We start from the raw sequence: 26,329 nt of genomic DNA on the forward strand, positions 1-26,329 counted from the left end.
CCCGTCCCAGAAATCAAGAGTAAGCAGGGGCTTGGTCTGGCGGAAAGCCTGGATCCGGCAGTGCAGATCCATCAGCTGTTCCTGAGAGGGGGAGCGCGGCCCACCGTAGGCGGGGCAGGTAAAGAACCAACAGAATTTGGCGCCGCTGTCAATGACGCGGTCGTAATAATCTGCGGTAGCCACCAGATCCGCGTTATCCGCCGTGCAACGACAGGCCACGCCGAAGGGCAATTTATATGCCTTCAGAAGCAGGGAGGCCCGCTGAGCGTCGGAAGGATCTACATCCACTTGAATGGCTGGGAAGAGGTTACGAACCCGCAGCAGATCCTCACACAGGGAGGAGGTAATGGAGACGGGCGGTGTAAACACGGCAAAAACGCAGTCGGTATGCTTGTTGCACAGGGCAATGATCTCCTCCTGGCGGACCAGAGGGTTGCCTCCGCTGAAAATAAACAGGTGGCAGCCTCTGGACTTGCGGGCCTCCAGCTCTTCGTCCAGACTGTCAAACTCCATGGAGGGGCGTACCCCGAAAATGGAGGCGCCGCAGCCGGTGCAGTCCATGGCGCAGGGGAAGGAGGGATCAATGATCACGGACCAGGGCGCCTCGTCCTGTCCCAGCTGTCCGGCCGCTTTTTTCGCCGGCCAATCCAGTAGATGGCCGTGAATGATGAAATTTTCAAAGATCTTCTTCAGAATGCGGTTGTCGATATCGGTATACATACTTCGGATCAACTGGTGCCAGTTGTTATCCGGATCGGTCATGACCTGGTGGAACAAGGCCTGATAGGGAGGAGGGAGCCGTTCCCCGGCATATTTGCCCAGCCACTCCATCAGCCTGGGAAGATTGGTATCAGGGTCACGATCCAGATAATCCAGGGCTTTGGAGATGCCAAATGCCTTGAGCCGGGCCGGAATGCTCATAGCTGTATACCCTCCTTTCGCCCGATAGCATGATGACGGCCGGCTTCCCCTAAAAAACGGAGGAGCGGCCTATCCACAATAATCTATAGGATATCATACAGGTTCACAGTCCGCAATACCATAGACAAAATAGAAATCCTGTCAATATTTCCGACAGAAGGAGCGGAATGTCTATGAAAATAGCGGATTTCCATTCTGACGATATACAACGGCCCATTCCTGTGGTATACTAAATAGAATCATTACGGATAGCCTGCAAACGAGGAGTGAGCCTATGCGCACCGGTCTCATCACATTCCATTTTGCTCATCACTATGGCGCACAGCTCCAGGCTCTGGCCACTATGAAGGCCATTCAGCGCCTGGGGCATGAGTGCCAGATCATTGATTACCGTCTGCCCCATACCACCCGCACCAACGGGCTGTTCAAAAAGAGCACCTCTGTGCGGGATATGGCGTCAGATGCCCATACCGCCCTCCATTACGCCGCCTTCCAGCGCCGGTTCCAGCGCTTTGAGGCCTTTGTGGCGGAGGAGATGGAGCTGTCTCCCCGGCGGTATACCGATTTCAGACAACTTCAGGACGCGCCTCCACCCTACGACGTCTATGTGTCGGGCAGCGATCAGATCTGGAATCCTTACATTTTTCAGGACAAGCAGTTTGATCCCGCTTTCCTGCTGGACTTCGTGAAGGAGGGCCGCCGCATTGCCTACGCCCCCAGCCTGGGCGTGCCTCAGCTGCCGGAGGACAAGTCAGCGGAGCTGAAGCGCTTTTTGGAGCCCTTCTCCGCACTGGCGGTCCGTGAGAAGCGGGGCCAGGTGCTGGTACGTCAGGTGGCCGGCCGGGAGGCCCGGGTGGTGCTGGACCCCACCCTGCTGCTCAACGGCGAGGACTGGGGCAAGCTGGCCGCGGCTCCCAGACACCAGGGTCCCTACATCCTGTGTTACTTTGTCTCCGATCCCGGAGAGGCGGCTCCCTATGCCCAGGCCCTGTCCAGGCAGACGGGATGGCCCATCGTCCAGCTGGCGGGAGCCCGCCGGAAAATCGACGGGGCCAAAGAGATCGTCTTTGACGCCGGCCCCCGGGAGTTCCTGGGCCTGTTCCAGCACGCCGCCGCGGTGGTGACCAACTCCTTCCACGGAGCGGCCTTCTCCCTCCAGTTCAAGAAGGATTTCTTCACCTCCATGTCCCCCAAGGAGCGGCGGGAGCCCACCTTCTCCCGCATCTACAGCCTGCTCTCCCGGCTGGGATGCGCCGACCGCATCATCGGTCTGGATACCACTGCGCCCATCGACGCCAAGATGGACTATGACAAGGTCTATGAGAAGCTGGAGGCCGCTCGGGCGGACTCCCTGGCCTATCTGAAAGCGGCGGTGGAGGGCACCGCCCTGCCGGAGGAAATGGGCGCGGCCCAGGAGCAGGCCAAGCCCAACCTTTGTAAGGCGGAGGATTGTACCGGCTGTACCGCCTGTGCCGCTGTCTGCCCGGTGGGAGCCATTGAGATGAAACCCGACCATGAGGGCTTCCTGCGGCCTGTGGTGGGGGAGAAGTGCATCCTCTGTCGCAGGTGCGAAAGCGCCTGCCCCGCCCTGACTGAGCCGGTGAAGGGCCCTGATCCCAACTGCGCCCACGGGGTTTGGAACAAAGACGACCAGGTGCGCTCGGGCAGCTCCTCCGGCGGTGTGTTCTCTCTGCTGGCCGGCCATGTGCTGGACCAGGGAGGCGTGGTATTCGGCGCCGCCTTTGACGGCTATATGACGGTGCGCCATGCCTGTGCCGCTTCCATGGAGGAAGTGGCCGCCATGCGGGGTTCCAAGTATGTTCAGAGCGATCTTGGGGAAACCTTCCATCAGGTGAAAGAACAGCTGGAGGCGGGTAAGCCGGTGCTCTTTACCGGCCTTGCCTGCCAGGTGGACGGCCTGAAGCACTACCTGGGCCGGGACTACGACAACCTGCTTACCTGTGATCTGGTGTGCAACGGTGTGCCCTCTCCGGCGGTGTTCCAGGCCTATCTGAAAAAGCTGGGCATGGAGCACGGCGCGCCGGTCACCGGGCTGCGGTTCCGGGATAAGGCCCACGGCTGGTCCCACTCCCATATGACGGTCCGTTTTGCCGACGGAGGCAGCACCACTACCCCGCTCCATCGTACCACCTTTGGCCGGGGCTTCGGGATGCAGCTCTTCCTGCGGCCGGTGTGCGCCAAGTGCCGGTATACCAGCGTCAGCCGCCCGGCGGATCTGACTCTGGGTGACTTCTGGGGCCTGGACCCCAAGCTGAAGCTGCCCACCGACCGGGAGAAGGGGGTCTCCCTGGTGCTGGTTAACAGTGCCAAAGGTCAGAAGGTCTTTGACGCACTGGCGGACAAGCTGGGCCAGGTGGAGCGGCCTCTGGCCGAGGCGGTGGCGGGCAATCCCCGTCTGGCCTATCCTCTGACTCACAATGCCAAACGCGGGGCCTTCTTCGCGGCCTTTGCCGCCATGCCCTTCGACCAGGTGGAGCAGAAGTACCTCACCCCGCCCCCGCTGCCTTACCGGGCGGCAGCCAAGGTGCTCACCCCCAAGATGAAGGAGAAAATCCGCAAGATCCTGAAATAACGGATACAATGTTTACAATTTGTTTGGGAATTTTCTCCCATGCCCTGATACACTGGGCACACATGGAAGCGGGGCGGCGGAGCCGCCCCTCGGGAGGTAATGATTTTTGAGTGTGATACAACGATGGCTGGACCGGTTCTGCTATAAGCATCCCCGGTTCGGCATCCCCAACCTGATGCTGGTGGTGGTCATCGGCAATGTTCTGGTGTGGCTGCTGGATCAGTTCAGTCAGGGCTTTTCCCTGTCCTCTGCCCTGTGTTTCGCCCCCTATTTTATTTTGCAGGGTGAGGTGTGGCGGCTGGTTACCTTTATCTTTGTGCCTACCACCAGTAACCTCTTTTTCCTGGCCATCTCCCTGTATTTCTACTACTGGATCGGCTCCATCCTGGAGCGGCAGTGGGGCGTGACCAAGTTTACGGTGTTTTATCTGCTGGGACTGGTGCTCAACATCATCGCCGGTTTCGTGCTATACGCCTTTTTCCCGGTGCCTGCGGTCACTGCCACCATGCACTACGTCAACCTGTCCATGTTCTTCTCCTTTGCCACCTTGTACGGGGAGATGCAGGTGCTGCTCTTTTTTGTGATCCCCATCAAAGTTAAGTGGCTGGCATGGCTGGACGCCGCTCTCTTTGCCTACGAGATCATTTACAATCTGGTGCAGATACCCAGGGTGGGAATGTATGCCTTGATCGGCGCCGTGATTCCTATCGTGGCCATCCTGAATTACCTGATCTTCTTCTGGGATGACCTGATGGCCAGCCTGGGCCGGGTAAAGCGGCAGACGGCCCACCGCCACTCCCGCCAGACCGTCAATTTCAAGCAGGCTGCCAAGCACGCCCAGCAAACCAAGGGTTATATCCACAAGTGTGCTGTCTGCGGCAAGACCGACACCGACTACCCCGACGAGGAGTTCCGGTACTGCTCCAAGTGCAACGGCTACTATTGCTACTGCTCGGAGCACATCCACAACCACGTCCACATCGAATAAAAAGCCCAAAGGCGGCCCCATCGGAAGTCCGATGGGGCCGCCTTTTATACTACCGCTTGTTGAGCCGGAGCACCAGGGCGGTGCGGTCGTCTGCTGTGCCAGCCTGCTGATCGCTCGCGTCGATGAGCTCCTGGGCCAGCTCCCGGGGGCTCTGACCGTCAAAGGCGGCCAGTTTGTCCCGCACCCACTGGTCCGGCTGTCCGCCGGTGACTCCGTCGCTGATGAGCAGCACGCAGTCTCCCGCCTCCAGCTTTAAGTGGGTCGCGTCGGGAGCGCCGCCTTCGCCCCCAGCCAACCCGGCAGGGAGGGCGCAGCCGGTGACCCGGCTGACGGCGGTTCCCTTTTTCACATAGCTGGGGGCCGCTCCGTATTTGTAGATGTCCCCCTCGCCGGTAAAAAGGTCCACCCGCAAAAGGTCGATGGTGGTGAAGCCGATCTCATCCTCCCCCCGGAGGGCCAGGGCGGAGCTGAGGGTCCGCAGGGCGTTTTCCGGCCGCACCCCGGCCCGCAGGAACTGCTCCAGCAGCCGCACCGCCAGAGTGCTCTCCCGCTGGGCCAGCCGTCCCGAGCCCATACCGTCGCACAGCAGTACATAAAGTGCGCCGTCATCGTGCTTGAACCAGGCTCCCGTATCTCCCGATACGATCTGTCCGTCCTTTTTCCGGGCGGCTACTCCGGCCACCGCCATCAGCGGCTCACTCTGCACCAGCACCAGCCTGTCCCGGCGGCCCTCCTCCACCAGACGGAGAGGGAAGTTCATCAGTTTGGCCAGCTTGTCTACCTGGCTGCTCTGCCGCAGGGGAGAGAGCCCAGCCCCCTCCAGCTCTACCCGTAAGTGGCCTGCTTCGTCGTAGTACACGGCCAACTCACATTCCAGGCCCTGAGCGGTGAGATATTGCCGCAGCCGCTTTTCCCGCACCGGGTCGGGAATCAGCTCGGCACTCAGCTCTGCCGCCGCCGCGCCCAGTACCTCGGCCAGCTCGCCGTACTGCCGGCAGACCGCCGCCCGGTTCTCCCGCAGACGGCTCTGGTATTGCCGCCGGTAGAGCAGACCCGCCAGCTCCTCGTTGACGGCGGTGAGGAAGTCGGCAAACTTCATGCAGCGGTTGGAGAAATAGGCGGGGAAGTCGCCACCATCGCCCCGGCCCCGCTCCAGCATGGCGGGCAGGGCGTCGTTGAGGGCATTGTAGGTGGACACATAGTCCCGCTGCCAGCAGGAGGTCTGGAGGGGACAGCGCTTGCACACCCGGTCTGCCGCCCGGTCAAAGATAGCGGCGGTATCATTGTCGTTGGGGCGGACTGTGTGGAGGGTACCCCGCATGGATTCGTACAGACTCTTGAAAGCGGCGGCGGTGTCCTCCATCCGAGCCTTTACATAGGCCATGGCCCGCTCCTGGGTGCCGTGCTTGGGCTCCCGGGCTACCAGGGCCCCAACCTGCCGCAGCAGCTTGTCCGGCAGCAGAAGAAAGACCACCGAGGCGGCAAACACCTCGTAGAGCAGGGGAATGTACAGCCCGTCTTTCCAGGTCCACAGCACCGCCAGCGCGTTGGACAGCACATAGGCCAGAGTGGCGGCCAGCTTACCCTGGCGGTGGAAGACGCCGGTCATCACCCCGGACAGAGCGTAGGCCATGGCGTAAAAGGGCATCCCGCCGGTGGACAGGTCCATGCCCAGACCTACTGCCACGCCGGCGGTGGCTCCGATGCTGACGCCCCCCTTGTAGGCCACAGCCATTACCGCTACCGCGGCGGCAAAGCGGCCCACCGACAGGTCTCCCAGCAGGGTCAGCTTGGACAGGGTGAGCAGCAGGGAACCCAACAGCAGCAGCAGGCTGATGGTCTGCCGGGCGGTCAGCCCCTCCTCCTCCCGCTTTTCGGTCCAGGGGGTGAAGGCAATGCGGTAGAAGTACACCGATGCCCCACACAGCAACAGTTCAGTGCCAAAGAAGATCAGACTCTCCGGTGTCCAGCCCTGGTCGGACAGATAGATGAAGCCGGTGACCCCGTCGATGGCGGCGGCCGCCAAAGGCATGAACCAGCTTTTCCGGTAGGCCCCCACATCAAAGAAGGCGAAGGCCACCGAAAAGACCAGCACACAGGCCGCCGCGTACCGCAGGCCCTCCACAAAGCCCTCCATGGTCAGGTAGCCAAAGCAGGCCCCCAGCAGAGCGCAGAAGCCGTCCAGGCCGGAGCCGGAGGCTCCCACCAGTCCCAGCCCAAAGGGGGCATAGCCCCCGAAGATCTCTGCCCCCGCCAGCAGGGCTCCCAGCAAAAAGCGGATGACGCACTCGGCAAAGCGCACCAGCGCCGGAGCACGGAATACCACCTTTCCCGTCTCCCGGGCCTCCTCCCGCAGCCGCGCCGCCTTGGTTTTCAGCTTCTCTTTTGTTGCCATGGTCCCTGTCTCCTTTGCTTTGGGGCGTATTTGCCCTTCCGGTATCAGAGACAGTGTAACCTATAAATTGGAAAAATATGGTCGGAACACGGCGCGGTTTTGGGTTTGGTCTGTGTTGGTTGAAACCAGATGCTCGTTTTTTGTGTTAAGATAGGTGAAAGCGCTTTCAAGTGTGGAGGTGAGCGGATGGAGGAAGGAGAAGTGATCCAGCGGATGAAGCGGGGGGACCCTGCCGCCCTGGAGGCTTTGATGGACCGGGACATGGCCTTTGCCTGCGGGGTGGCCTCCTCCATTCTGCGGGACGCCCCCAGGGATGTGGAGGAGGTGGTGTCCGATTCCTTCCTGGCCCTGTGGAATAACGCCCACAAGCTGGTGCCCGGCCGGGTGCGGGGCTATCTCAGTGCGATTGTCCGCAACAGAGCCAAAAACCGCCTGCGGGAACTGGGGAAGGAGCTGCCTCTGGAGGAGGATCTTCTAAACCTGGAGCCCTCCGGCGATCCGGGGCCTGCCGATTTTCTGGAGCAGGCGGAGCGGAAGGCCCTGGTGGCACAGCTGCTGGACTCCCTGTCCCTTCAGGACCGGGCCATCTTCCTGCGCCACTACTACTACGGCCAGACGGTGGCCGAGATCGGCGCTGCCCTGGCCGTCAACCCTTCCACCGTCAAGGTGCGCCTCCACCGGGGGCGTAAAAAGCTGAAGGAATTACTGTTGAAAAGGGGGTATCTCTGTGAAAATGCGGATCTCTGACCTGATGGATGGCTGGGAGGACCGCTCGGTGGAGCTTCCTCCCGGGCCGGAGGTGTCCCCGGAAAGGATACGGGAACGCACCATGAAGCTGCTGCATACCAAACCCAAACGCCGGCTGCTGCCCCGGCTGGCGGCCTGTGCCGCCGTGGCGGCGGCGCTTACCATTTCTGCTGTGGCCGCCTATCAAATCTGGGGCCCCGGCAATCTCTTTGATTCGTTCTTTACCCTTGAAAGCGCCCCCCTGGACGAGGGGCAGAAGGCTCTGCTGGACGAGATGGGTACTACCGATCTGTCCCCCTCCACCAGCAATGGCATTACCATTACCCCGCTGGCCTCGGTGTCTGATGCGTACAACTGCTATCTCCGCCTGCGGGTGGAGGCCCCGGAAGATACTGTCCTGCCCGATATGGGTACCCAGGAGGACCATGTGTTCCTGGATGTGGACCTGCGGGACACCGTCACCGGCCAGAGGCTGGATTGGGGGTTACAGAAGGCGCGGTTCCTGCCGGACAGCACCCCTGGGGACAATGTGTTGGAGCTGGTTTTTATCCTCTATGGCCGGCCGGGCGGTGTAGACTGGAACGACGGCGTATCCAAGACCCTGTATCTCACCGATCTGGCGCTCCGCCCCCGGAAAAGCACCTCCGGGGAGGAGCCTGTGGTTCTGGAGGGAACGTGGAGCTTCGCACTGGATCACCTCTACCAGAGCGAGATTGTGGAGGTGGACCCTGCCGGGGTCGCCCGCCTGGACACAGAGACCCGGGCGATGGTCACGCTGGAATCGCTGATCCTCTCCCCGCTGTCGGTCAGCTTCACCCTCTCCTATCCTTCGGACGCGGGTCCCTTTGTCCACTATGAATTGACACTGGTCTGCAAGGATGGCTCTGCCGTTACCATCAACGGGGCAAACGGATATGGCGATCCAGGCCCGGATGGACCAGGCGGCCTGGACTACTTTTACGGTGTCTCCGCCTTTGACATCCCCATTCCGTTGGAGAGGATCGACCATATCCAGTTCGGAGACTGCTCCATTTTCCTGCCGGACACAACTCAATAGGCAAAAAGGTCCCGGACCAGTGGTCCGGGATCTTTTATACTTATTTCACCACAATATCCACATAGGCGGAGGTGGTGGCGTCCAGCACCGCCATATAGCCGCACCGGAACTCCAGCCAGTCGCCCACCTGTACCCGTCCGCCGCAGTCCTCCACGTCCACGATCAAATGGTCGGAACTGGCCCCGATCATCTCCGCCCCCGGCAGGGTGGGGGTGAGGGCGGCCCAGGCCACGTCCTGTTTTCCGGCGGCGCAGATGGCCCGCAGTCGCACCCCACGGTCGGGGTATTCCGGGGTGTCTCCCTTGCCGTCCCGGCCCAGCTCACCGAGGGGCACCGAGGGCTTGCGCCGCAGCTCCACCACCTGGGCCTTGAACAAAAAGGCATCCTGATGATAGCCGTCCAGGAACCGGTTACCGGTGGTGTCCTCGCCGTAGAGCACCGCTTCGCCCACCCGCAGCTGGTTGATCCCGGCGGGCATGGCTCCGTCCTCCAGCAGCTTGAGGGCGCAGGTGCCTCCCGCTGACAGCACCGAGATGGAGCAGCCGAAGGCTCTGTTGAGGTAGTCCCGCAGTTCCACCAGGATAGCGGTATTGTCCACCGAGGGCAGCACGCTGCCGTAGCATCCCACGTTGGTGCCAAGGCCCACCAGCTTCACGCCGGGGCAGGCCAGGATCTGGGGGACGATCTCGTCCAGCTGCTCCCGGCCGAACACCCCCTCCCGCAGGTCCCCCACGTCGATCATCAGGATAATGGGGTGGACCTTGCCCTGCCGGAGGGCGGCCTCCGATACCGCCCGGATCACCTCGATCTGGCTCTGGAGGCTCCAGTCTGCCCAGCGTACCACATCATCCGCCTCCGGAATGGCGGGGATGCGGATGAGGAGGTACTTGAGGCCAGGGATGGCCTCCTTGGCGGCCAGGATATTCTTCATCCGGCTGTCGGCAAAGGAGGTGATGCCCCCTGCCATGGCCGCCCGGATCACCTCCGGGCGGGCGGAGAAGCCTTTGGTGGCAAAGACCAGCTCTACTCCCTTGGATACACAGAAATCATGGAGCTTTTTGGCGTTTTCGGCCACTTTTTTTGTGTTGATCTCCAGGATAGGCGCATACATGACACGTTCCTCCTTTGATGATCCTTTATCCTCATCATACCGGTTCCCGCTCTTCCTGGCAAGAAAATTTTTCCGGACCCTTGACAACTGTGTGTCTGTGTGTTATTACTGTATATGTCGAGTATATACAGTATAACAACGACGCGAGGTATACCTATGGATATCATCATCAGCAACTCCGGCGGCGTGCCCATTTATGACCAGATCACCCGGCAGATGAAGGGCCTCATCCTCCGGGGAGAACTGGCCGAGGGGGAGGCCCTTCCCTCCATGCGGCTGCTGGCCAGGGAACTGCGTATTTCTGTCATCACCACCAAACGAGCCTATGAAGAGCTGGAGCGGGACGGATTTATCACCACCGTGCCAGGGAAGGGGTGCTTTGTGGCCCCCCGGAACCTGGAGCTGGTCCGGGAGGAGACCCTCCGCCGGGCGGAGGAGCATCTTTCCCAGGCGGTGGACATCGCCAAGACCGGCGGCGTCACCCTGGCGGAGCTGACCGAGACCCTCAGCCTTCTGTATGGAGAGGAAATCGTATGAACAACGCATTGGAAGTATGCCATCTCACCAAGGACTACGGCGCCTTCAAACTGGACGACGTGTCCTTCACCGTGCCCGGCGGCACCATTATGGGCCTGATCGGGGAGAATGGGGCGGGGAAGTCCACCACCATCAAATGTATTCTGAATCTGATCCACCGGGACGGCGGGGAGATCTCCGTCTTTGGGCTGGATAACCTCCGGGACGAGCGGACGGTGAAATCCCAGGTGGGAGTGGTGCTGGATGAGTCCCTCTTCCACGACACCCTCAACCCGGTCCAGATCGGCAAGATCCTGTCCAAACTCTATCCCAACTGGGATGGAACGTGCTACGGGGACTATCTGCGGAAGTTTGAACTGCCGGAGAAAAAGACGGTGAAGACCTTTTCCCGGGGCATGAAAATGAAGCTGGCCATTGCCGCCGCTTTTGCCGCCAGCCCCAGGCTGCTCATTCTGGACGAGGCCACTTCCGGCCTGGACCCGGTGGTGCGGGATGAGATCCTGGATGAGTTTCTCAACTTCATTCAGGACGAGGAGCACTCTATCCTCATTTCCAGCCACATCACCAGCGACCTGGAGAAGGCGGCGGACTATATCACCTACCTCCATAAGGGCAAGGCGGTACTTACTGGCGCCAAGGATGAACTGCTGGACTCCTACGGCAAGCTGGTGTGCAGCCGCACCGATCTGGAGCGGGTAGACCGGTCCCTGCTGTCGGGCAGCCGGATGGGGCAGTTTGGGTGCGAAGCGCTGGTGAAGGACCGGCACGCCTTTACCCGGCGCTATCCGGGCCTGACGGTGGACCCCGTCACCCTGGAGGATATCATGGTCTTTACCGGAAAGGGGGATGCCCAATGACCGGGCTGATCTATAAGGACTTTGCGGCCTTGCGCAAGCAGCTTTCCACGCTGGTGATTTTTCTCTTCGTGTACGGCGGCTTCTGCATTACCGGAGTGTTTGACTTCTCCATCCTGGGCGTTCTTATCTCCGTGTTTGGACTCACCATTCCCATGTCCTCGGTGGCTCTGGACGATGCCGCCCACTGGGACCGCTATGTGATCGCTACCCCTGCCGGGCGGCGGGGCGTGGTGGCAGGGAAATATGTGTTCACCCTGTTGGTGATCGTGGTCAGTGTGGCGGTGGCGGCGGGCCTGATGGTATGCCTGTCCCTGGCAGGACTGACCGAGACAACGCTGGATGATCTGCTGCTCGTTACCTTGTCCTGCGGCGCGCTCACTCTGGTGCTGGACGCCATCATCCTGCCGTTTCTGCTTAAATATGGGGCGGAAAAGGCCAGAGTCATCAGTATGATCACGTTTGTAGCTATCTTTGGTGGGGTTATGCTGCTGGGCAGCTTATCCAAGAGCCAAATCGTTCTGCCGCCCCCGCCGGCATGGCTGCTGACCGCCCTGCCCATCCTCTGCGGGCTGCTGGCCATAGGCAGCTACCTGATCTCCTATTTCATCGCACAGGGGATCTACGCAAAAAAGGAATTTTGAGTATCGGGATAGAAAAATGGGCCCGCTGCGCTGTGCAGCGGGCCCATTTTGATTCTGTTGAAGTTACAGCCGTACAAACTGGTTCCGAGCAGGATCATACTGACAATCCAGGATGGATAGCTTCTTGGAGATTTCGTCCTTATCTGCCTGGAGATCGTCGCACAAGGCGTCCAGGGAGGGATAGAAGTCCCGCAGCTTGGTGTTAACGTAACTGAGCAGAATCATGGGATCTTGGGGAAACATAGAGAATATGCCTACTTTCTGTGTCTAAAATACTTCAAAATGGGGGCGGCTTACAGCCCCAGTTTCTCGGCCGCGAAGTCGTCCACCTTGGCGAGGGCGTCGCTCCCCACACGACTATGTCGTGCGGGGGCCCCATCTATTACATCTGCTCGGGCGGAATGAATCCGCCCGGCATCAAGGTTTTGCCTTTGGCAAAACGCTTGGGACGCCGCACTTGCGGCGGGGCTGGACGACGCCCGTGATGACAACTGGGATGGCGATTTACAGCCCCAGTTTCTCAGCCACGAAGTCGTCCACCTTGGCGAGGGCGTCGTCCAGCTTGAGGACGTCGGAGCCGCCGCCCATGGCGCTGTCGGGCTTGCCGCCGCCCTTGCCGCCGCAGCAGCAGCAAACCTGCTTCACCAGGTCGCCGGCTTTGATGCCCTTGGCCACGGCGTCCTTGCCGCACACTGCCAGGAAGGTGATTTTGTTGTCATTGACGGCGGAGAGCACAGCCACTACGTTGGGCTGCTTGTCCCGCAGCATATCGCCCATCTGGCGCAGCTTGGCGGCGTCGGCGTTGGGCAGGGTGGCGGTGAGTACCTTCAGTTCGCCCACGGTATGGCCGCCCATCAGGAAACGCTCGGTCTCACCGGCGGCCTCCTTGGCTTTGAACTTCTCCACCATATGGCGCAGCTCCCGAAGCTCGGCAATGGTCTGCTCGGCCTTTTCGCGCAGCTCGCTGGGCTTGGTCTTGAGGACCGCAGCGGCCTCAAAGATCTTCTGCTGGTTCTGGTTCATGATCTTCAGGGACTGAGCGCCGGTGGTGGCCTCAATACGGCGGACGCCGGAGGCTACGGAGAACTCGCTGGTAATGTGGAACACGCCCACCTTGGCGGTGTTGTCCAGGTGGGTGCCGCCGCAGAACTCCACGGAGTAGCCCTCGCCCATATCTACCACGCGGACGGTATCGCCGTACTTCTCACCGAACAGAGCAATGGCGCCCCGCTGCTTGGCCTCCTCAATGGGCAGCACGTCGGTGTGGATGTCGTAGCCCTCCAGCACGGCCTCGTTGACCATGGCGGATACCTGCCCCAGCTCCTCGGCAGTCATAGCGGAGAAGTGGGTGAAGTCAAAGCGCAGCCGGTCTTCCTCCACCAGGGAGCCGGCCTGATGAACGTGATCGCCCAGCACGGTGCGCAAGGCCTTGTCCAGTAGGTGGGTGGCGGAGTGGGCCCGCATAACAGCCTTGCGGCGGGACACATCGATGGAGGCGGTAACGGTATCGCCCAGCTTGAGGGTGCCCTCGGTCAGCTTGCCGGAGTGCATATACTTGCCGCCCTTGTTCTTCTGCACATCGGTGACCTGGAACTGAGCGCCGGCAGCGGTGGTGATGATGCCGTGGTCGGCCACCTGGCCGCCCATCTCGGCGTAGAAGGGAGTCTTGTCCAGCACCACAATGCCCTCCACGCCAGGCATCAGCTCCTCGGCCTGCTCGTTCTCCACCACCAGGGCCACCACCTTGGCGGCGTCAATGGAGGTGTTGGTGTAGCCCACAAACTCCGTCTCGGGCACGTCCTTGCCGAACTCCACGCCGGCCCAGCCCAGATCACCCAGAGCCTCGCGGGCCTTGCGGGCACGCTCCTTCTGCTCCTGCATCAGAGCCTTAAAGCCCTCCTGGTCCACGGTCATGCCCTGCTCCTCCACCATCTCGATGGTCAGGTCGATGGGGAAGCCATAGGTGTCGTACAGCTTGAAGGCGTCAGCGCCGGAGAACACGGTCTCGCCGCCGGCCTTGTGGCCCTCCAGCATCTCGTTGAAGATCTTCAGGCCGCCGTCGATGGTGCGGGCGAAGTTCTCCTCCTCGGTGCGGATGACCTTGGTGATATAGTCCTGTCGCTCCCGCAGTTCGGGATAGTGGCCCTCGTTCTCGTGGATAACAGTGTCGCACACTTCATACAGGAAGGGCTCGTTGACGCCCAGCAGCTTGCCGTGGCGGGCGGCCCGGCGGAGCAGGCGGCGGAGGACGTAGCCCCGGCCCTCGTTGGAGGGAAGCACGCCGTCGCAGATCATGAAGGTGGCGGAACGGATGTGGTCGGTGATGACGCGGAGAGACACGTCCTTGGCGGCGGTCTCGCCGTAGTGGGCGTGGGTGATCTCGCTCACCTTGTTGGTGATGTTCATGACGGTGTCCACGTCAAACAGGGAGGCCACGTCCTGGCACACGCAGGCCAGACGCTCCAGGCCCATGCCGGTGTCAATGTTCTTCTGCTTGAGCTCGGTGTAGTGGTTCTCGCCGTCGTTGTCGAACTGGGAGAACACCACGTTCCACACCTCAATATAGCGGTCGCAGTCGCAGCCCACGGTGCAGCCGGGCTTGCCGCAGCCCCACTGTTCGCCGCGGTCGTAGTAGATCTCGGAGCAGGGGCCGCAGGGCCCGGAGCCGTGCTCCCAGAAGTTGTCCTCCTTGCCGAACTTGAAGATGCGCTCGGCGGGGATGCCGATCTCCTCGTTCCAGATGCGGAAGGCTTCGTCGTCGGCGGGGGTGGTCTCATTGCCGGCGAACACGGAGGGATAGAGACGGTTGGGGTCCAGGCCCACCCACTCGGGGGAGGTCAGGAACTCCCAGGCCCAGTGAATAGCCTCCTTCTTGAAGTAATCGCCGAAGGAGAAGTTACCCAGCATCTCAAAGTAGGTGCCGTGGCGGGCGGTGTGACCGATGTTCTCGATGTCGCCGGTGCGGATGCACTTCTGGCAGGTGGTCACACGGTGGCGGGGGGGCTCCTGCTCGCCGGTAAAGAAGGGCTTCATGGGCGCCATGCCGCTGTTGATGAGCAGCAGGGAGGCGTCGTTCTGGGGAATGAGGGAAAAGCTGGGCAGGCGCAGGTGTCCCTTGGTCTCAAAGAAGGACAGGAACATCTCGCGCAGTTCGTTCAGACCGAACTTCTTGGGCATATGATTCAATCTCCTCTGCAAAAAAATAAGCCCCGCCCCCATGTCAGGGGCGGAGCAATGTTCACTCCACGGTACCACCCTGATCTGCGCCCAAAGGGCGCATCTCATTGCATCCGGTAACGGGGATGAATCGTCCCGGTCCTCCCGGGCCGCTCAGAAGTGGCGTGCAGGCTCGTGTCGCGGAGGGCTCTCACTCTCCCCTCTCGCTTGTCGCGGCGTGGTCTGCTTGGCTTCGTCATCGCGCTTCAACTGCCTTATTCTATCACATTTTTCGCCTTTGTCAACCGCCTTTTCGGAGAGAAACGGCGCCGAGCGGTCAGAGAAAGGATTCCAGGCAGTAGAGCCGGTTCCGTTCCGCGTCCCAGAAAAAGATGATTTCACTGTTGTCTGACTTGGCGCGATACCAGTTGGAACAGGCATCATAGTCGGGGCGGTACTCAGCCGGGACCTCAATCTCGTCCAGCCAGGTTTCGGCGGCCTGGGTGAGGCTGTCGCAGTAGATGGTTTCCCGGTCCACGCTGGCCCAGGCGAACATCTGGTCAATGAAATCCTCGTACTGATAGGAGAATACATGGTACCGGATACCGTCCCCAAGAAAACTGGGGCCGGAATCCTTTTCATAGCATGGAACGGGCCGGGCCAGAAAGGGAATGGAGATTCCCCAGTTCAGGCGAAGTATCAGGGAATAGCTGGAGAGGATCCTCCAGCCGATGGACCCGGCCACAAGGAGGAGACAGGCAACGGTCAATAGAATGTGCTTTCTTTTCATCGCGGACCTCTTTTTCGGGGGACGTATCAGTTGCGGACCGTGCGGACAGGGCGGGGCAGCAGAGAACCCAGAAAGAAGAGCAGCGGCGGCAGCAGACCGGCCAGAAACATGGAGAGGTACCAGCTGAAGCCGAAGGTGCTCCAGGCGGTAAGATCTGTGCTCTGCCCCAGAGTTGCCAGCATGAACACAAAGGAGGGGCACGCCAAAAAGTAGGTGCTTGTCAGCATCCAGAAGCCTATGCCGGAGAGAAGGGAAGGACAGACAAGCAGAAGCCACCCTCCAAAGGCCCAGCCCCAGGCCAACAGGGCGGGCCAAAGAACAGCCTTTATGCCCGCCTCCGGCGTGGGCCGGTTCCAGCCGCGGAGGGCAGCCATGATCCACCCGGCGGGAAGATAGAGGACCATCATCCACAGTGCCTGAAGCGGTGAGGAAACGGATGCAAACACTTGGGGCAACACCAACAACAGGGGAGCGCAGAGGGCGGTGATCACAAAGTGTCCCGCTGCAAATCCCCCAAACCGGGAGGCTGGTGACGGAGTCATAAGAATCGCTCCTTTCGAGGCCATCCTACCATGTGGAAAACTGAAAGTCAATATAAATTTATTGAAAAACAATAAAAGCAAGGAGCGACAAAGCCGGGCGTACCTTAAGGCACGCCCGGCGGAGATTCTTATTTGCCCTCGTAGGCCCGGCGGTAGATCTCAATAATCTGGGCCTTGGTGGCCTTGCGGGGGTTGGTGAGGCAGCAGACGTCCTTCATGGCGTTTTCCGCCATGACCTCGAAGTCCTCCGGCTTGACTCCCAGCTGCTTCAGGTCGGAGGGGATACCTACCTGGCGGCTGATGGTGCGGATGGCCTGGATGGCCTTGGCCGCGGCGTCTCCGGTGGACAGGCCGTCGATCTGTTCGCCCATGGCCTGGGCCAGATCCCGGAAGCGGTTCAGGTTGCCGATAAGGTTGAACTCCTCCACATAGGGCAGCAGGATGGCGTTGCATACGCCGTGGGGCAGGTTGTAGTAGCCGCCCAGCTGGTGGGCCATGGCGTGGACGTAGCCCAGAGAGGCGTTGTTGAAGGCAATGCCCGCCAGGTACTGGGCGTAGGCCATCTTGTCCCGGGCCTTCATGTAGTCGCCGTTGGCTACCGCCTTGGGCAGGTACTGGTAGATCATCTTGACCGCCATCAGAGCGGCGGAGTCGGTGAGTACGTTGGCGGCGGTGGACACATAGGCCTCAATGGCGTGGGTCATGGCGTCCATACCGGTGGCGGCGGTAAGGGAGGCGGGCATCCCCTTCATGAGCACCGGGTCGTTGACGGCGATCTTGGGGGTGACCCGCCAGTCCACAATGGCCATCTTCACCTTACGGGTGGTGTCGGTAATGATGCAGAAGCGGGTAATCTCAGAGGCGGTGCCGGCGGTGGTGTTGATAGCCATCAGGGGGACCACATCCTTGGTGGCCTTGTCAACGCCCTCGTAGTCGTGGATGGTGCCGCCGTTGCTGGCCACCAGGCCGATGCCCTTGGCACAGTCGTGGGAGGAGCCGCCGCCCAGGGAAATGATGGAGTCGCAGCCGTTCTGCTGGAAGAAGGCCACGCCTGCCTCCACGTTTTTGTCGGTGGGGTTGGGCTCAGCCCCGTCAAAGACCACCGACCGGATACCGGAGCCGGACAGGATCTCCTGGATGGAGGCGGCCATGCCGGACTGGGCCAGGAACTTGTCGGTGACGATCATAGCGTGGCTGACGTTCAGGCTGCTCATCAGTGCGCCGATCTCATTGACGGCTCCTTCACCGAACACATTGCGGGTGGGCAGGAAGTAGTAAGTGGACATAGCAGATTTCCTCCTTGTGCCGGGCGCCTGCGCCCAAATGATTGACGCAAGTATAATCTGCCAAACTAAAAGTGTCAATATGTTTTGGAAAGTTTATTTTCTAACAAAATATCGTTATATTTATAACGAATAAGTTAAAAATATAACGACAACATTTTGAAATGAAACTAAAAAGTTTAAAATTGAAAATGCTGGAATTTGGGAACGATTTCCGCTTTGTTGTGACAATAACAACAATCTGTTTCCGACACGAAACAGTGTAAGAAACAGGCGGCCCGCGCAGATGCGCGGGCCGCCTGCCGGTCAGAACCGGTAGAGGTAGAGATAGGTTTCGTTGTAGTCCTCCTTGCCGTGGGAGGTGATGGCTACCCGGTCCTCGTCGAACCAGCTCAGGGAGCCCTCCTGCAGGGCACCATAATTTTCCCGGTCCAACAGGGTAAATACACCTTTTTCCAGGTCCATCACGCCCAGGCTGGAGATCCCCAGTCCGTCGGCCTGGCCCTCGTAGCTGGCAAACAGAACCTTGCTGCCGGAGGTGTTGGGGATCAAGGTGACGTTCTCCTGTTGGGGCAGCGAGAAATCCTCCACAATGGCGGTCTCGCCGGTAGTCAGGTCCAGTATCGACACCGTTCCGTCCTCCGCCACATAGATTCCTTGTCTGCCGCCGAAGAAGAACTGAAAGCCGTGGGGGTTCTCCTCCCGGGACTGGTAGACCGGCAGCTGGGAGAAGGTGCGCTTCAGCTGACCGTTCTCAGGCTGCCAGGTCCAGACATCATAACATTCGCCGTCGGGGCCCGAGCAGGTCAGCAGGATCAGGGCGCCGTCCTGACCAAACCAGGCGCTGAATACCTCCAGGCCGGTGAGCTCGTCCAGGGCGGTGGTGGTTTGGGTCGTGCGGTCACAGTAGAACCAGCCCGTGCGGTCGCTGGACAGGATGGCGGCGGACAGATCGTTCGTCCACCGTATGTCAGTCAGAGGCGCGGCCTTTTCCCAGCCGGTGCCGTCCAGCAGGTCGGTGACTTCACCGGTTTCCAGGTTCAGCAGCACTGGGTACTGCCGGTAGTCCATTTGGCTGCCCTGGCTGAGACGGAGGATGACGCTGTCGGTAGAGCCGGGGATGGCGATGGCATTACAGTCGTAGTCCAGGGCATAGCCGGCGGTGCCGTCACAATGGCAGGAGATCGCCCCCTCATACTCGCACCAGTAGACGGTGTCGGTATAGGTCACGCCGTCCCAGGTGGTGGAAAATTCGGTGGTACGGGTCTCCAGGGGAACCAGCTGATCCCCTTCCGCCGCCCAGTAGTGGAGGTCCAGAAGGGTGCCGTCGTTGGCCCGTTCCGCCTGGAACAGGGTGCCGACGCCGTAGTCATAGCCCGCTCCGGCGTTGGGGAGGCGGATATACTGGGCCTCCACCAGACCGTCAATGGTGGTCTGGGTCATTTCCGGTTCCTCCGGCGCCTCGCCCACAGGGCCGGGCACCTGCTCGGTTTCCTCCAGGTGGAAGAAGGTGAGCACCGCCGCTCGCAGCTGGGGGCTCACCGCCATGGCAACCATAAATGTACAGGCGATGGCGGCCGCCGCCACAAGAACCTTGCCTGCCAGCCTGCGGGGGTGTGCCTGCCGCTTGGGGGGCAGATTCAGCTGCTCTTTGATGCGCCCCTCCAGATCGGGGGCGGGGTTCAGCTGGTCCATTGCGTTGCGATAATCCCGGGTGTTCATACGCTTCCCTCCCATCCGGTGTCCAGTTCCAGTTTCAGCAGCTCCCGGCCCCGTTTCAGCCGCATTTTGACCGCCGACTGGCTCAGCTTCAGGATCTCTGCCACCTCTGCCACCGAGTAGCCCTCATAGTAGTGGAGGTGAATAGGGCCTTTGTAGGTCTCGGGCAGAGCCAGAATGCTCTCCAGCACTGCCCGATCCGGGCCTGACTGTACAGGGCAGCTCTCGTCCAGGGCCACCGTCTGCCGTCGCCAGAAGTTTTTCAGTTGATCCCGGCACAGATTGGCGGTCACCCGCAGCAGCCAGCACTTCTCGTGCGCCCCGTCGGCAAAAGCGGGGGCCTTGTACAGCAGCTTGAGAAAGACCTCCTGAGTGACATCCTCGGCGTCCGCCGGGCGGCCCAGATAGACCATGGCCAGCCGGTAAACCGAAGTACCGTGGGCGGAATAGGCGGCTTCAAACCGGCGGATCAAAGGGTCGTTTTCTTTCATCGTACCGCCTCCTTTCACCCATATAACGACTGGGAGGGCCTTCAGGTCACAAAAAAGTCCAGGCGAATTTGCCTGGACTTTGTATATCAGGAATTTTCCCGGCAGGCCCGGAGAATGGACAGCGGGGGCACCGGACGGGGCAGCTTCATGCGGAATACCATCTGGGGGGTGCGGGGTTCGGTGAGTGAAAAGCCGTCAGCATCGGTCATTTGACCGGCGGTAAAGGGGGTAGCGGCCACATCGGGGCCCACCAGCTCCAGCTCGTCTCCCACGGCAAACTTGTTGCGCAGGGACAGAGTGGCGTTGCCCTCAGGATCGCAGGCGGTGACGATGGCCACCACCTGCCATTCCCGGACATACCGGGCGTCGCCGGTATACTGGCCCGGCTGGCCGAAGTAGAAGCCGGTGGAGTAGGGACGGTGGCTCACCTTGTCCACCTCTTCCCCCCACACCGGGTCCATGGGCTGACCGGCGGTCGCCGCGTCGATAGCGTGACGATAGGCGGCGGTGACCACGGCGGCATAGTAGGCGCTCTTGGCGCGGCCCTCGATTTTGAGAGAGTTCAGGCCCGCCTCCATCAGCTCCGGAATGTGGTCAATCATGCACATATCCCGGGAGTTCATAATAAAGGCGCCGCCCTCGTCCTCGCCGATGGGGAAGTATTCCCCGGGGCGCTTTTCCTCCATCAGAGCATACTTATAGCGGCAGGGCTGGGCGCAGGCGCCCCGGTTGGCGTCCCGGCCGGTCATATAGTTGCTCAGCAGGCAGCGGCCGGAGTAGCTGACGCACATGGCGCCGTGGACAAAGGCCTCGATCTCCAGCTCCTTGGGGGCCTTGGCCCGGATCTCCCGGATCTCATCCAGGGACAGCTCCCGGGCCAGGATCACCCGGCTGGCGCCCAGGTCGTACCAGGCCCGGGCGGCCTGATAGTTGGAGATGCTGGCCTGGGTGGAGATGTGGGCCTTGACTTTGGGGGCGTGTTTTTTCAGCAGGGAGAGCACGCCCACGTCGGCCACGATGGCGGCGTCCACCCCCAGAGACTGGAGGTACTCCAGCCACTGGGGCAGCCGGGCCACCTCGTCATTGCGGGGCATGGTGTTGCAGGTAACGTGGATGGACACGCCCTTGCTGTGGCACAGTTCCACCGCCTGGCGCATTGCTTCCTCGGTAAAATTGCCCGCGAAGGCCCGCATACCGAAATCATTGCCCGCCAGGTAGACCGCGTCCGCCCCGTAGGCCAGGGACATTTTCAGCCGTTCCATGTCCCCGGCGGGGGAGAGCAGTTCGATTTGTTTAGTCATTCTTGTACAGCTCCTGGCTTCTGAGGAAAGATTGATGCTCGCTGCTGGTGCGGAAGAAGTGGTGTACCCCATCATCGCCCAGCGCATAGTAGTAGTAATTGGTAGAGTCGGGATTGACCGCCGCCTTCAGGGCGTCCACACCGGGACAGGAGATGGCGGTGGGAGGAAGCCCCTTGTGGATATAGGTGTTATAAGGGGTATCCGCCTGGGTGTTTACTTTGGTGCCGCCGGTGGCGTACAGGATAGTGGCGTCGATGTTCAGATAGCCTGCCGTCTCGCTGGTGGGCTTGTTGAGCCGGTTGTAGATAACCGAGGAGATCTTACCCTGATCGCTGCCGTCGGTCTCCTTTTCAATCATGGAGGCAATGATGACGGCGTCGTTTACGCTCATGCCCTTGTCGGTCATGGTCTTGCGCATCTCATCGGTAAAGATCTGGTCAAAACGAAGGATCATCTTGTTGAGCACGCTCACCGGGTCCTCACCCATATAGAACTCGTAGGTGTCGGGGAAGAGGTAGCCCTCCAGCCGCTTGGGGTCGCCCAGAGGCAGCACGCCCTGGAGGAAGGAGAACTTGAAGTCATAGTTGGCCGCCGTCTCATTCAGATCCTTCACCGTGGCCACACCGGCTTTCTCCAGCATCTCAAAGATCTGAGCCTGGGTGGTGCCCTCCGGAATGGTCACCGTGGTGGTAAGCCGGTTGGCGGAACTGGAGCCCATGCTGCTGATGAGTGCCCGGTAGTCCATGTCGGTGTTCAGCTCATAGCTGCCAGGGGTGATCTTGGCACCGTCCTCTCCGGCCTTGCCCGAGACATGGGTGAAGCTGCAGAAGAGTTTGAAAACAAACTTGTATTCGATCAGGCCGCTTTCTTCCAATTTGTCGGCCACCTGACTGACGGTGTCGCCCTCTTTGATCTCTACCACAGCGGTATGGGGGGCTTTATTCAGAGCAAGGATGTCGTTGGCCCACATCCAGCTTACCCCTGCCAGCAGGACGGAAGCGCCCAGTACGCATACCACATAAATGAGAACGCCCCATGAGCCCAGACGCTTATGCTTCTTGCGAGGCCGGGGGCGGGGCTGCCCTTCCGGGGCGGAGGAGGAGCGGCCGGCCGAACGGCTGGAGGAGCGGCCGGAAGATGCCAGGCGCTTCCCGCCGTGGTTGGCATGGGAAGGGGACTCCCGGCGGCCCTCGTTGTGATAATCTTCCTGAGACATAGGTTCAACTCCTAACCAAATGAAAAACGGTGGATTGCCGGAACCAGGAGCGCCGCCCTCGCATAGAATAGGTCAGTTAAAGCAAGTGAGGTGAGACGATAATGTGTTTCGGCAATAACGGTTTTGGCGGCAACAGCTGCCTGTGGATCATCCTGATCATCATCCTGCTGTGCTGCTGCTGCGGCGGCGGGAACAGCTGCGGCAACAGCTGCGGCTGCAACAACAACTGCGGTTGCAACGACGGCTGCTGCTGAGCCGTACGTACCGCGGGGAAGCGGGGCCTCAGGCCCCGCTTTTCTCCTGCCCCGGCGCGGACGGGCCGTACAGGCCGGTTTCGGTGACCACAAGATCCACGCCCAGATCGTGGGGCAGGCGGGGAATGTCCTCCATCAACAGCCCATCCCGGCACAGCGCGGCGGTGACGCCGGAAAACCCGGCCAGCCAGCGGTCATAATACCCGCCGCCACGGCCAAGCCGACCGCCGGAGCGGTCAAAGGCCAGTCCGGGTACCAGGACCAGGTCGATCTGGTCCGGCGGGATGAGGGAACAGTCTATATCCGGCTCCAGCATCCCATAAGGATGGCGGATCAGGGTGCTGTCTGGTTGGACGAGCCGGGCCTCCATTTGGTTCCCCGGCAGGCACCTGGGCAGGCATACCCGCTTGCCCAGGCCCCACAGAGGCGGCAGCAGCCGGACGGTGTCCGGCTCGGCATCCATGCCATGGTAGAGCAGGATGGTCCGGGCGGACTCCGCCTGAGGCAGAGTCAGAAAGCGGTGAAACAGCGCTTCATCTCCGGCAGTTCGGGCCTGAGGAGACAGATTCGCCAGCCAGTCCAGCGCTTGGCGGCGCAGGCGGGCCTTCTCAGCCGTGATAGTGGACGGCATTCTTTACCTGCGTGGCGGCGGCAGAGCCCTTCAGGATCTCCACCAGCTTCAGGCCGAAGGGGAAGGCGGAACCGGCAGCCTCGCCGGTGACAATGTGGCCATCTACCACGACGGAGGAACCCTTCTGTACCACAGCAGAGCCCATCAGATCCTCCATACCGGGGTAACACACCGCGTTGCGGCGGTCCAGCATCCCCAGGTTGGCCAGAATGGTGGGCGCGGCACAGATGGCGGCAAGCCAGCAGCCGTGGTCATAGCAGCGCTGGATGAGGGCCTGGGCCCGCATATCGCCGCTGATGGCCTCCACGCCGCCCAGTCCGCCGGGGAGCATGAGCATCCGCAGCTGATCGGCCTCCAGCTGATCCAGCGTGGTGTCCGCCGTGACAGTGATCCCGTGGCTGCCGGTGACCTGGAGTCCGTCCAGGCCCACCAGGGCCACCTTGATGCCGGCCCGGCGCAGCAGGTCGGCGGGGACCAGAGCCTCGCTCTCTTCAAACCCGTTACCCAGTAAAATCGCTACCATTCAACAGCACCTCATTTTATGATTTGGGCCACCATGGCCCAGATGTCCCGGTGGATTTCTTCCGTGGAGCGCAGGCGGCCTGTCTGGTCCACGCAGGGGACCTTGTGCCAGCCCAGGCAGTCTGCCGCCCGCAGGGCGGTACGGCGGCACAGAGCCAGATAATCGGTATCTACCTCGTGAATATCGCCTTTGGTATGGGTAGCCTCTTCCCGGCTGCGCAGCAGCTCCACGGCGCGCTCCGTGGGCATATCCAGATAGATCACCTGGTCGGGGAAGGGCAGGCCCAGCTTGCTGCACTCAAAGTCGAAGAGCCAGTGGAAGAACGCCTCCCACTGATCCTCGGGCAGCTTGCTGGCCTGGTGGACGGCGTTGGAGGTGGTGTACCGGTCGGAGAGCACCAGTCCGCCGTCCCGGTAATAGTCTCCCCACACCTTCTTCCAGGATGCGTACCGATCCACCGCGTAGAAGGTGGAGGCGGCATAGGGATTCACGTCGGAGGGGTGGGAGCCAAACTCGCCGCCCAGATACATCCGCAGCAGAGCGGAAGAGGGCTCCTGATACTGGGGAAAAACCAGACGGCGGAAAGAGATATCCTCCTGCTCCAGCCGCTGACACAGCAGCTTGAACTGAGTGGACTTGCCGGAGCCGTCGGTTCCTTCAAATACGATCAGCTTTCCTGCCATATCAGCGCCTCCTGATCCGGGCTCCCATGGCATACCACAGTACCAGGGGCAGCTTGGCCATACGCCCGATGCGCTTGGGCTCTTTGATGAGCCGGTGGAGCCACTCCAGCCCCAGCTTTTGAAAGGCCTTGGGGGCCCGTTCCACCACGCCGGCAAAGACGTCCAGGGAACCGCCCAGGCCAATCATCAGGTGCGCACCGGTGGCGGGGCCGTTCTGTACCATCCAGAACTCCTGCTTGGGGGCGCCCAGGCAGACAAAGACCACGTCGGCGGCGGCGGCGCGAATCTCCTCCACCACCGGGCCATCCTCCTTGAAGTAGCCGTCGTGAGTGCCGCAGACAATGAGTCCGGGATAAGTGCTCTTCAGGTTGGCGGCGGCAAGCTCAGCCACGCCGGGCTTGGCCCCCAGCAGAAAGAGCCGCTTTCCGTTTTCCGCCATCCATGCCACCAGCCGCTGGGCAAAATCAATGCCCGGCACTTTGCTTTTCAGGGGGCGACCCAGGATCTTGGCGGAGTAGATCACGCCGATGCCGTCGGCCAGCACCAGATCGGCCCCCAGCAGGGCCTGTTTGAATTCGGGGTTTTTCCGGGCGGCCAGGAGAAATTCCGGGTTGGGAGTCACGGCATAGTGAAAGCCTTCCGCCCCCACCAGCCCGGAGCCAGTCTGTACCGCCTCATCCAACGTCAGGTCGTCGAAGCCGACGCCCAAAACATCTGTCCTCAAAATGAATTGCCTCCGATTGGATCAAGTCCATAATTTCACACCATTCTACCATAGCGGAAGAGAAAAGTCCATGCGGAAACAGGGAGAAAGGTGAGCGGAAATGATAAAGTTTCTGTGAAGAAAGCCGGAAAGACATTGCGTCAGCCGCGCTTTTTCGGCCTTTAGCTGGATGCGTTTGTGGTGACAAAAGTGGATGTATCGGCCTAGCATCCCATTGGTTTTCGAGAAGACAGCCTCCAAACGCCGGATTCCATATGCCTGCCCGGACAGCACACCTGCCGGTATGATTTTCTCGCTCTGCCCTTGGGCTGCGGGAGGATTTCGGCTTCCGCTGTCTTCTGCGCTTATGGAGAAGAAGCCCTTTTACTACATCCTTAAAACCAAAAGCATTCTGCCGATTCCTGCTGGTCTTTTCCCTCTGATAACATGACCTTGATTTCTGGCAGCAGCATTTGAACGTGCGTATAATTTTGTTTCTCCATAACAACACCCCCTGATGTAGGCTGCTTTCTACATCAGGGGGTATTTTGCTGCTGCCTGTTTTGCTGGACCCGTTCACAAACGCAGCAGGTCCTTTTTCACAGGTCGATAGGGTCCACATCCACAGGATGGGTCTTTCGATACTCCTTGGTCCACTGGGACAGCTGGAAGATGGTCCACAGATCAGAGACACCGGCGTACAGCAGTACAATGCCGATGACACGGAAGAGGGCGGCCTCGGTGAGCAGGGGGTGGAACACCACGAAGATGCCCAGACCGGCGGCCACCAGGGAGAGGATCAGGTTAATGTTCCAATGGGAGTAGTCCATCCGCTGCAGCTCCAGGGTACGCTTGACACTGAGCAGGGCGTCAATGGCGATATACAGCCCAAGGATCACTGGGATGACCCCCTGGATCAGAGGGGGATAGATGACCATGACGGCGCCCACAGCGGCGGCCACGATGCCCAGAAACAGCCCCAGAAAGGCGCCCCCCTTGCGGTCCTCGCTGCGGTAGAAGCCCACAATGGCAAAGATGCCGTAGAGCAGCAGGATGGCGCCGAAAGCATAGCAGATGATATCCATGACGATGGTGGGCCACAGGATAAGCACTACGCCCAGGATCAGATAGAGGATGGAGAGAAAGACAAAGCTGACCGTCATATTTTTCAGACGTTCTTTCATAATTAA

Annotated in this window: 25 protein-coding genes; 8 read left to right on the top strand and 17 right to left on the bottom strand. The window is 60.7% G+C overall.

Translation table 11 applies throughout. From position 1 onward, the window contains the following. On the bottom strand, positions 1-921 hold a 921-nt coding region (locus WHJ28_RS12825), incomplete at its 3' end, for a radical SAM protein (RefSeq protein WP_340042469.1). A gap of 274 nt (positions 922-1,195) precedes the next feature. Between WHJ28_RS12825 and WHJ28_RS12830 the strand changes: the two genes are divergently transcribed. Next, the gene (locus WHJ28_RS12830; protein WP_340042470.1) at positions 1,196-3,514 is read left to right on the top strand and encodes a polysaccharide pyruvyl transferase family protein; all 2,319 of its coding nucleotides are present in this window, start codon (positions 1,196-1,198) and stop codon (positions 3,512-3,514) included. A gap of 112 nt (positions 3,515-3,626) precedes the next feature. Next, the gene (locus WHJ28_RS12835; protein WP_340042542.1) at positions 3,627-4,502 is read left to right on the top strand and encodes a rhomboid family intramembrane serine protease; all 876 of its coding nucleotides are present in this window, start codon (positions 3,627-3,629) and stop codon (positions 4,500-4,502) included. A gap of 49 nt (positions 4,503-4,551) precedes the next feature. Here the strand turns inward: WHJ28_RS12835 and WHJ28_RS12840 are convergent, their stop codons facing one another. Next, the gene (locus tag WHJ28_RS12840) at positions 4,552-6,897 is read right to left on the bottom strand and encodes a SpoIIE family protein phosphatase (protein WP_340042471.1); all 2,346 of its coding nucleotides are present in this window, start codon (positions 6,895-6,897) and stop codon (positions 4,552-4,554) included. A gap of 186 nt (positions 6,898-7,083) precedes the next feature. Here WHJ28_RS12840 and WHJ28_RS12845 point away from each other — a divergent pair, with 186 nt between their 5' ends. After that, entirely contained in the window at positions 7,084-7,644 is a 561-nt protein-coding gene (locus WHJ28_RS12845; RefSeq protein WP_340042472.1) for an RNA polymerase sigma factor, read from the top strand. Continuing rightward, on the top strand, positions 7,625-8,701 hold the full coding sequence (locus tag WHJ28_RS12850) for a DUF4179 domain-containing protein (protein ID WP_340042473.1): 1,077 nt from the start codon (positions 7,625-7,627) through the stop codon (positions 8,699-8,701). The genes WHJ28_RS12845 and WHJ28_RS12850 overlap by 20 nt, the downstream gene beginning before the upstream one ends. Before the next feature lie 40 nt (positions 8,702-8,741). Here the strand turns inward: WHJ28_RS12850 and WHJ28_RS12855 are convergent, their stop codons facing one another. Then, the gene (locus tag WHJ28_RS12855; protein ID WP_340042474.1) at positions 8,742-9,812 is read right to left on the bottom strand and encodes an alanine racemase; all 1,071 of its coding nucleotides are present in this window, start codon (positions 9,810-9,812) and stop codon (positions 8,742-8,744) included. 156 nt (positions 9,813-9,968) lie between these two features. Between WHJ28_RS12855 and WHJ28_RS12860 the strand changes: the two genes are divergently transcribed. The 3 genes from WHJ28_RS12860 to WHJ28_RS12870 are packed head-to-tail and all read left to right on the top strand — an operon-like array spanning position 9,969 to position 11,847. Continuing rightward, positions 9,969-10,349 carry a GntR family transcriptional regulator gene (locus WHJ28_RS12860; protein ID WP_340042475.1) on the top strand — a complete coding sequence of 127 codons (381 nt, stop codon included), beginning with the start codon at positions 9,969-9,971 and terminating at the stop codon, positions 10,347-10,349. Beyond that, positions 10,346-11,206: an ABC transporter ATP-binding protein gene (locus tag WHJ28_RS12865; RefSeq protein ID WP_340042476.1), complete on the top strand. Its 861-nt coding sequence runs from the start codon at positions 10,346-10,348 to the stop codon at positions 11,204-11,206. Before WHJ28_RS12860 ends, WHJ28_RS12865 begins: the two co-directional genes overlap by 4 nt. Beyond that, entirely contained in the window at positions 11,203-11,847 is a 645-nt protein-coding gene (locus WHJ28_RS12870; RefSeq protein WP_340042477.1) for an ABC-2 transporter permease, read from the top strand. Before WHJ28_RS12865 ends, WHJ28_RS12870 begins: the two co-directional genes overlap by 4 nt. Positions 11,848-11,910: 63 nt before the next feature. Here WHJ28_RS12870 and WHJ28_RS12875 read toward each other — a convergent pair whose 3' ends face one another. From WHJ28_RS12875 to mltG, 9 genes are all read right to left on the bottom strand, one after another. Further along, on the bottom strand, positions 11,911-12,090 hold the full coding sequence (locus WHJ28_RS12875; protein WP_340042478.1) for a DUF4250 domain-containing protein: 180 nt from the start codon (positions 12,088-12,090) through the stop codon (positions 11,911-11,913). A gap of 261 nt (positions 12,091-12,351) precedes the next feature. Beyond that, the gene (alaS, locus tag WHJ28_RS12880) at positions 12,352-15,024 is read right to left on the bottom strand and encodes an alanine--tRNA ligase (RefSeq protein ID WP_340042479.1); all 2,673 of its coding nucleotides are present in this window, start codon (positions 15,022-15,024) and stop codon (positions 12,352-12,354) included. 316 nt (positions 15,025-15,340) lie between these two features. After that, entirely contained in the window at positions 15,341-15,793 is a 453-nt protein-coding gene (locus tag WHJ28_RS12885) for a hypothetical protein (protein ID WP_340042480.1), read from the bottom strand. A 26-nt stretch (positions 15,794-15,819) separates the two neighbouring features. Beyond that, on the bottom strand, positions 15,820-16,335 hold the full coding sequence (locus WHJ28_RS12890) for a hypothetical protein (protein WP_340042481.1): 516 nt from the start codon (positions 16,333-16,335) through the stop codon (positions 15,820-15,822). Positions 16,336-16,463: 128 nt separating this feature from the next. Continuing rightward, the gene (locus WHJ28_RS12895; RefSeq protein WP_340042482.1) at positions 16,464-17,621 is read right to left on the bottom strand and encodes an iron-containing alcohol dehydrogenase; all 1,158 of its coding nucleotides are present in this window, start codon (positions 17,619-17,621) and stop codon (positions 16,464-16,466) included. A gap of 303 nt (positions 17,622-17,924) precedes the next feature. Next, positions 17,925-19,340, bottom strand: coding sequence for a hypothetical protein (locus WHJ28_RS12900; RefSeq protein WP_340042483.1), 1,416 nt, complete (start codon positions 19,338-19,340; stop codon positions 17,925-17,927). Next, positions 19,337-19,828, bottom strand: a complete 492-nt coding sequence (locus WHJ28_RS12905; protein WP_340042484.1) for an RNA polymerase sigma factor — start codon at positions 19,826-19,828, stop codon at positions 19,337-19,339. The genes WHJ28_RS12900 and WHJ28_RS12905 overlap by 4 nt, the downstream gene beginning before the upstream one ends. An 86-nt stretch (positions 19,829-19,914) precedes the next feature. Continuing rightward, on the bottom strand, positions 19,915-21,129 hold the full coding sequence (locus tag WHJ28_RS12910) for a peptidase U32 family protein (protein WP_340042485.1): 1,215 nt from the start codon (positions 21,127-21,129) through the stop codon (positions 19,915-19,917). Continuing rightward, the gene (gene mltG, locus WHJ28_RS12915; protein WP_340042486.1) at positions 21,122-22,345 is read right to left on the bottom strand and encodes an endolytic transglycosylase MltG; all 1,224 of its coding nucleotides are present in this window, start codon (positions 22,343-22,345) and stop codon (positions 21,122-21,124) included. The genes WHJ28_RS12910 and mltG overlap by 8 nt, the downstream gene beginning before the upstream one ends. A 101-nt stretch (positions 22,346-22,446) precedes the next feature. Here mltG and WHJ28_RS12920 point away from each other — a divergent pair, with 101 nt between their 5' ends. Continuing rightward, positions 22,447-22,599 (top strand): hypothetical protein, encoded by a 153-nt coding sequence (locus WHJ28_RS12920; RefSeq protein ID WP_164475038.1) that lies wholly within the window; start codon positions 22,447-22,449, stop codon positions 22,597-22,599. A 28-nt stretch (positions 22,600-22,627) separates the two neighbouring features. Here WHJ28_RS12920 and WHJ28_RS12925 read toward each other — a convergent pair whose 3' ends face one another. The 5 genes from WHJ28_RS12925 to WHJ28_RS12945 form a co-directional block, all read right to left on the bottom strand. Beyond that, complete coding sequence (locus WHJ28_RS12925) at positions 22,628-23,230, bottom strand: 5-formyltetrahydrofolate cyclo-ligase (RefSeq protein ID WP_340042487.1); 603 nt, start codon at positions 23,228-23,230, stop codon at positions 22,628-22,630. Further along, positions 23,208-23,753, bottom strand: a complete 546-nt coding sequence (locus tag WHJ28_RS12930; protein ID WP_340042488.1) for a DJ-1 family glyoxalase III — start codon at positions 23,751-23,753, stop codon at positions 23,208-23,210. The genes WHJ28_RS12925 and WHJ28_RS12930 overlap by 23 nt, the downstream gene beginning before the upstream one ends. A gap of 11 nt (positions 23,754-23,764) precedes the next feature. Continuing rightward, positions 23,765-24,436 carry a dTMP kinase gene (locus WHJ28_RS12935; protein ID WP_340042489.1) on the bottom strand — a complete coding sequence of 224 codons (672 nt, stop codon included), beginning with the start codon at positions 24,434-24,436 and terminating at the stop codon, positions 23,765-23,767. A gap of 1 nt (position 24,437) precedes the next feature. Further along, positions 24,438-25,160, bottom strand: a complete 723-nt coding sequence (locus tag WHJ28_RS12940; protein ID WP_340042490.1) for a WecB/TagA/CpsF family glycosyltransferase — start codon at positions 25,158-25,160, stop codon at positions 24,438-24,440. A gap of 578 nt (positions 25,161-25,738) precedes the next feature. Continuing rightward, positions 25,739-26,323 (bottom strand): HdeD family acid-resistance protein, encoded by a 585-nt coding sequence (locus WHJ28_RS12945; RefSeq protein ID WP_340042491.1) that lies wholly within the window; start codon positions 26,321-26,323, stop codon positions 25,739-25,741. Positions 26,324-26,329: the final 6 nt, after the last annotated feature.

The sequence above is a fragment of the Flavonifractor porci genome (assembly GCF_037572415.1).
Lineage (GTDB): Bacteria > Bacillota > Clostridia > Oscillospirales > Oscillospiraceae > Flavonifractor > Flavonifractor porci.

Bases quoted from the DNA above. Each gene is read 5' to 3' on its own strand.
- WHJ28_RS12935 (WP_340042489.1), bottom strand. From the start codon at position 24,436: ATGGCAGGAAAGCTGATCGTATTTGAAGGAACCGACGGCTCCGGCAAG.
- WHJ28_RS12890 (WP_340042481.1), bottom strand. From the start codon at position 16,335: ATGACTCCGTCACCAGCCTCCCGGTTTGGGGGATTTGCAGCGGGACAC.
- WHJ28_RS12895 (WP_340042482.1), bottom strand. From the start codon at position 17,621: ATGTCCACTTACTACTTCCTGCCCACCCGCAATGTGTTCGGTGAAGGA.
- WHJ28_RS12840 (WP_340042471.1), bottom strand. From the start codon at position 6,897: ATGGCAACAAAAGAGAAGCTGAAAACCAAGGCGGCGCGGCTGCGGGAG.
- WHJ28_RS12930 (WP_340042488.1), bottom strand. From the start codon at position 23,753: ATGGTAGCGATTTTACTGGGTAACGGGTTTGAAGAGAGCGAGGCTCTG.
- WHJ28_RS12860 (WP_340042475.1), top strand. From the start codon at position 9,969: ATGGATATCATCATCAGCAACTCCGGCGGCGTGCCCATTTATGACCAG.
- WHJ28_RS12900 (WP_340042483.1), bottom strand. From the start codon at position 19,340: ATGAACACCCGGGATTATCGCAACGCAATGGACCAGCTGAACCCCGCC.
- WHJ28_RS12875 (WP_340042478.1), bottom strand. From the start codon at position 12,090: ATGTTTCCCCAAGATCCCATGATTCTGCTCAGTTACGTTAACACCAAG.
- mltG (WP_340042486.1), bottom strand. From the start codon at position 22,345: ATGTCTCAGGAAGATTATCACAACGAGGGCCGCCGGGAGTCCCCTTCC.
- WHJ28_RS12885 (WP_340042480.1), bottom strand. From the start codon at position 15,793: ATGAAAAGAAAGCACATTCTATTGACCGTTGCCTGTCTCCTCCTTGTG.
- WHJ28_RS12905 (WP_340042484.1), bottom strand. From the start codon at position 19,828: ATGAAAGAAAACGACCCTTTGATCCGCCGGTTTGAAGCCGCCTATTCC.
- WHJ28_RS12865 (WP_340042476.1), top strand. From the start codon at position 10,346: ATGAACAACGCATTGGAAGTATGCCATCTCACCAAGGACTACGGCGCC.
- WHJ28_RS12945 (WP_340042491.1), bottom strand. From the start codon at position 26,323: ATGAAAGAACGTCTGAAAAATATGACGGTCAGCTTTGTCTTTCTCTCC.
- WHJ28_RS12845 (WP_340042472.1), top strand. From the start codon at position 7,084: ATGGAGGAAGGAGAAGTGATCCAGCGGATGAAGCGGGGGGACCCTGCC.
- WHJ28_RS12830 (WP_340042470.1), top strand. From the start codon at position 1,196: ATGCGCACCGGTCTCATCACATTCCATTTTGCTCATCACTATGGCGCA.
- WHJ28_RS12920 (WP_164475038.1), top strand. From the start codon at position 22,447: ATGTGTTTCGGCAATAACGGTTTTGGCGGCAACAGCTGCCTGTGGATC.
- WHJ28_RS12855 (WP_340042474.1), bottom strand. From the start codon at position 9,812: ATGTATGCGCCTATCCTGGAGATCAACACAAAAAAAGTGGCCGAAAAC.
- WHJ28_RS12870 (WP_340042477.1), top strand. From the start codon at position 11,203: ATGACCGGGCTGATCTATAAGGACTTTGCGGCCTTGCGCAAGCAGCTT.
- WHJ28_RS12910 (WP_340042485.1), bottom strand. From the start codon at position 21,129: ATGACTAAACAAATCGAACTGCTCTCCCCCGCCGGGGACATGGAACGG.
- WHJ28_RS12925 (WP_340042487.1), bottom strand. From the start codon at position 23,230: ATGCCGTCCACTATCACGGCTGAGAAGGCCCGCCTGCGCCGCCAAGCG.
- alaS (WP_340042479.1), bottom strand. From the start codon at position 15,024: ATGCCCAAGAAGTTCGGTCTGAACGAACTGCGCGAGATGTTCCTGTCC.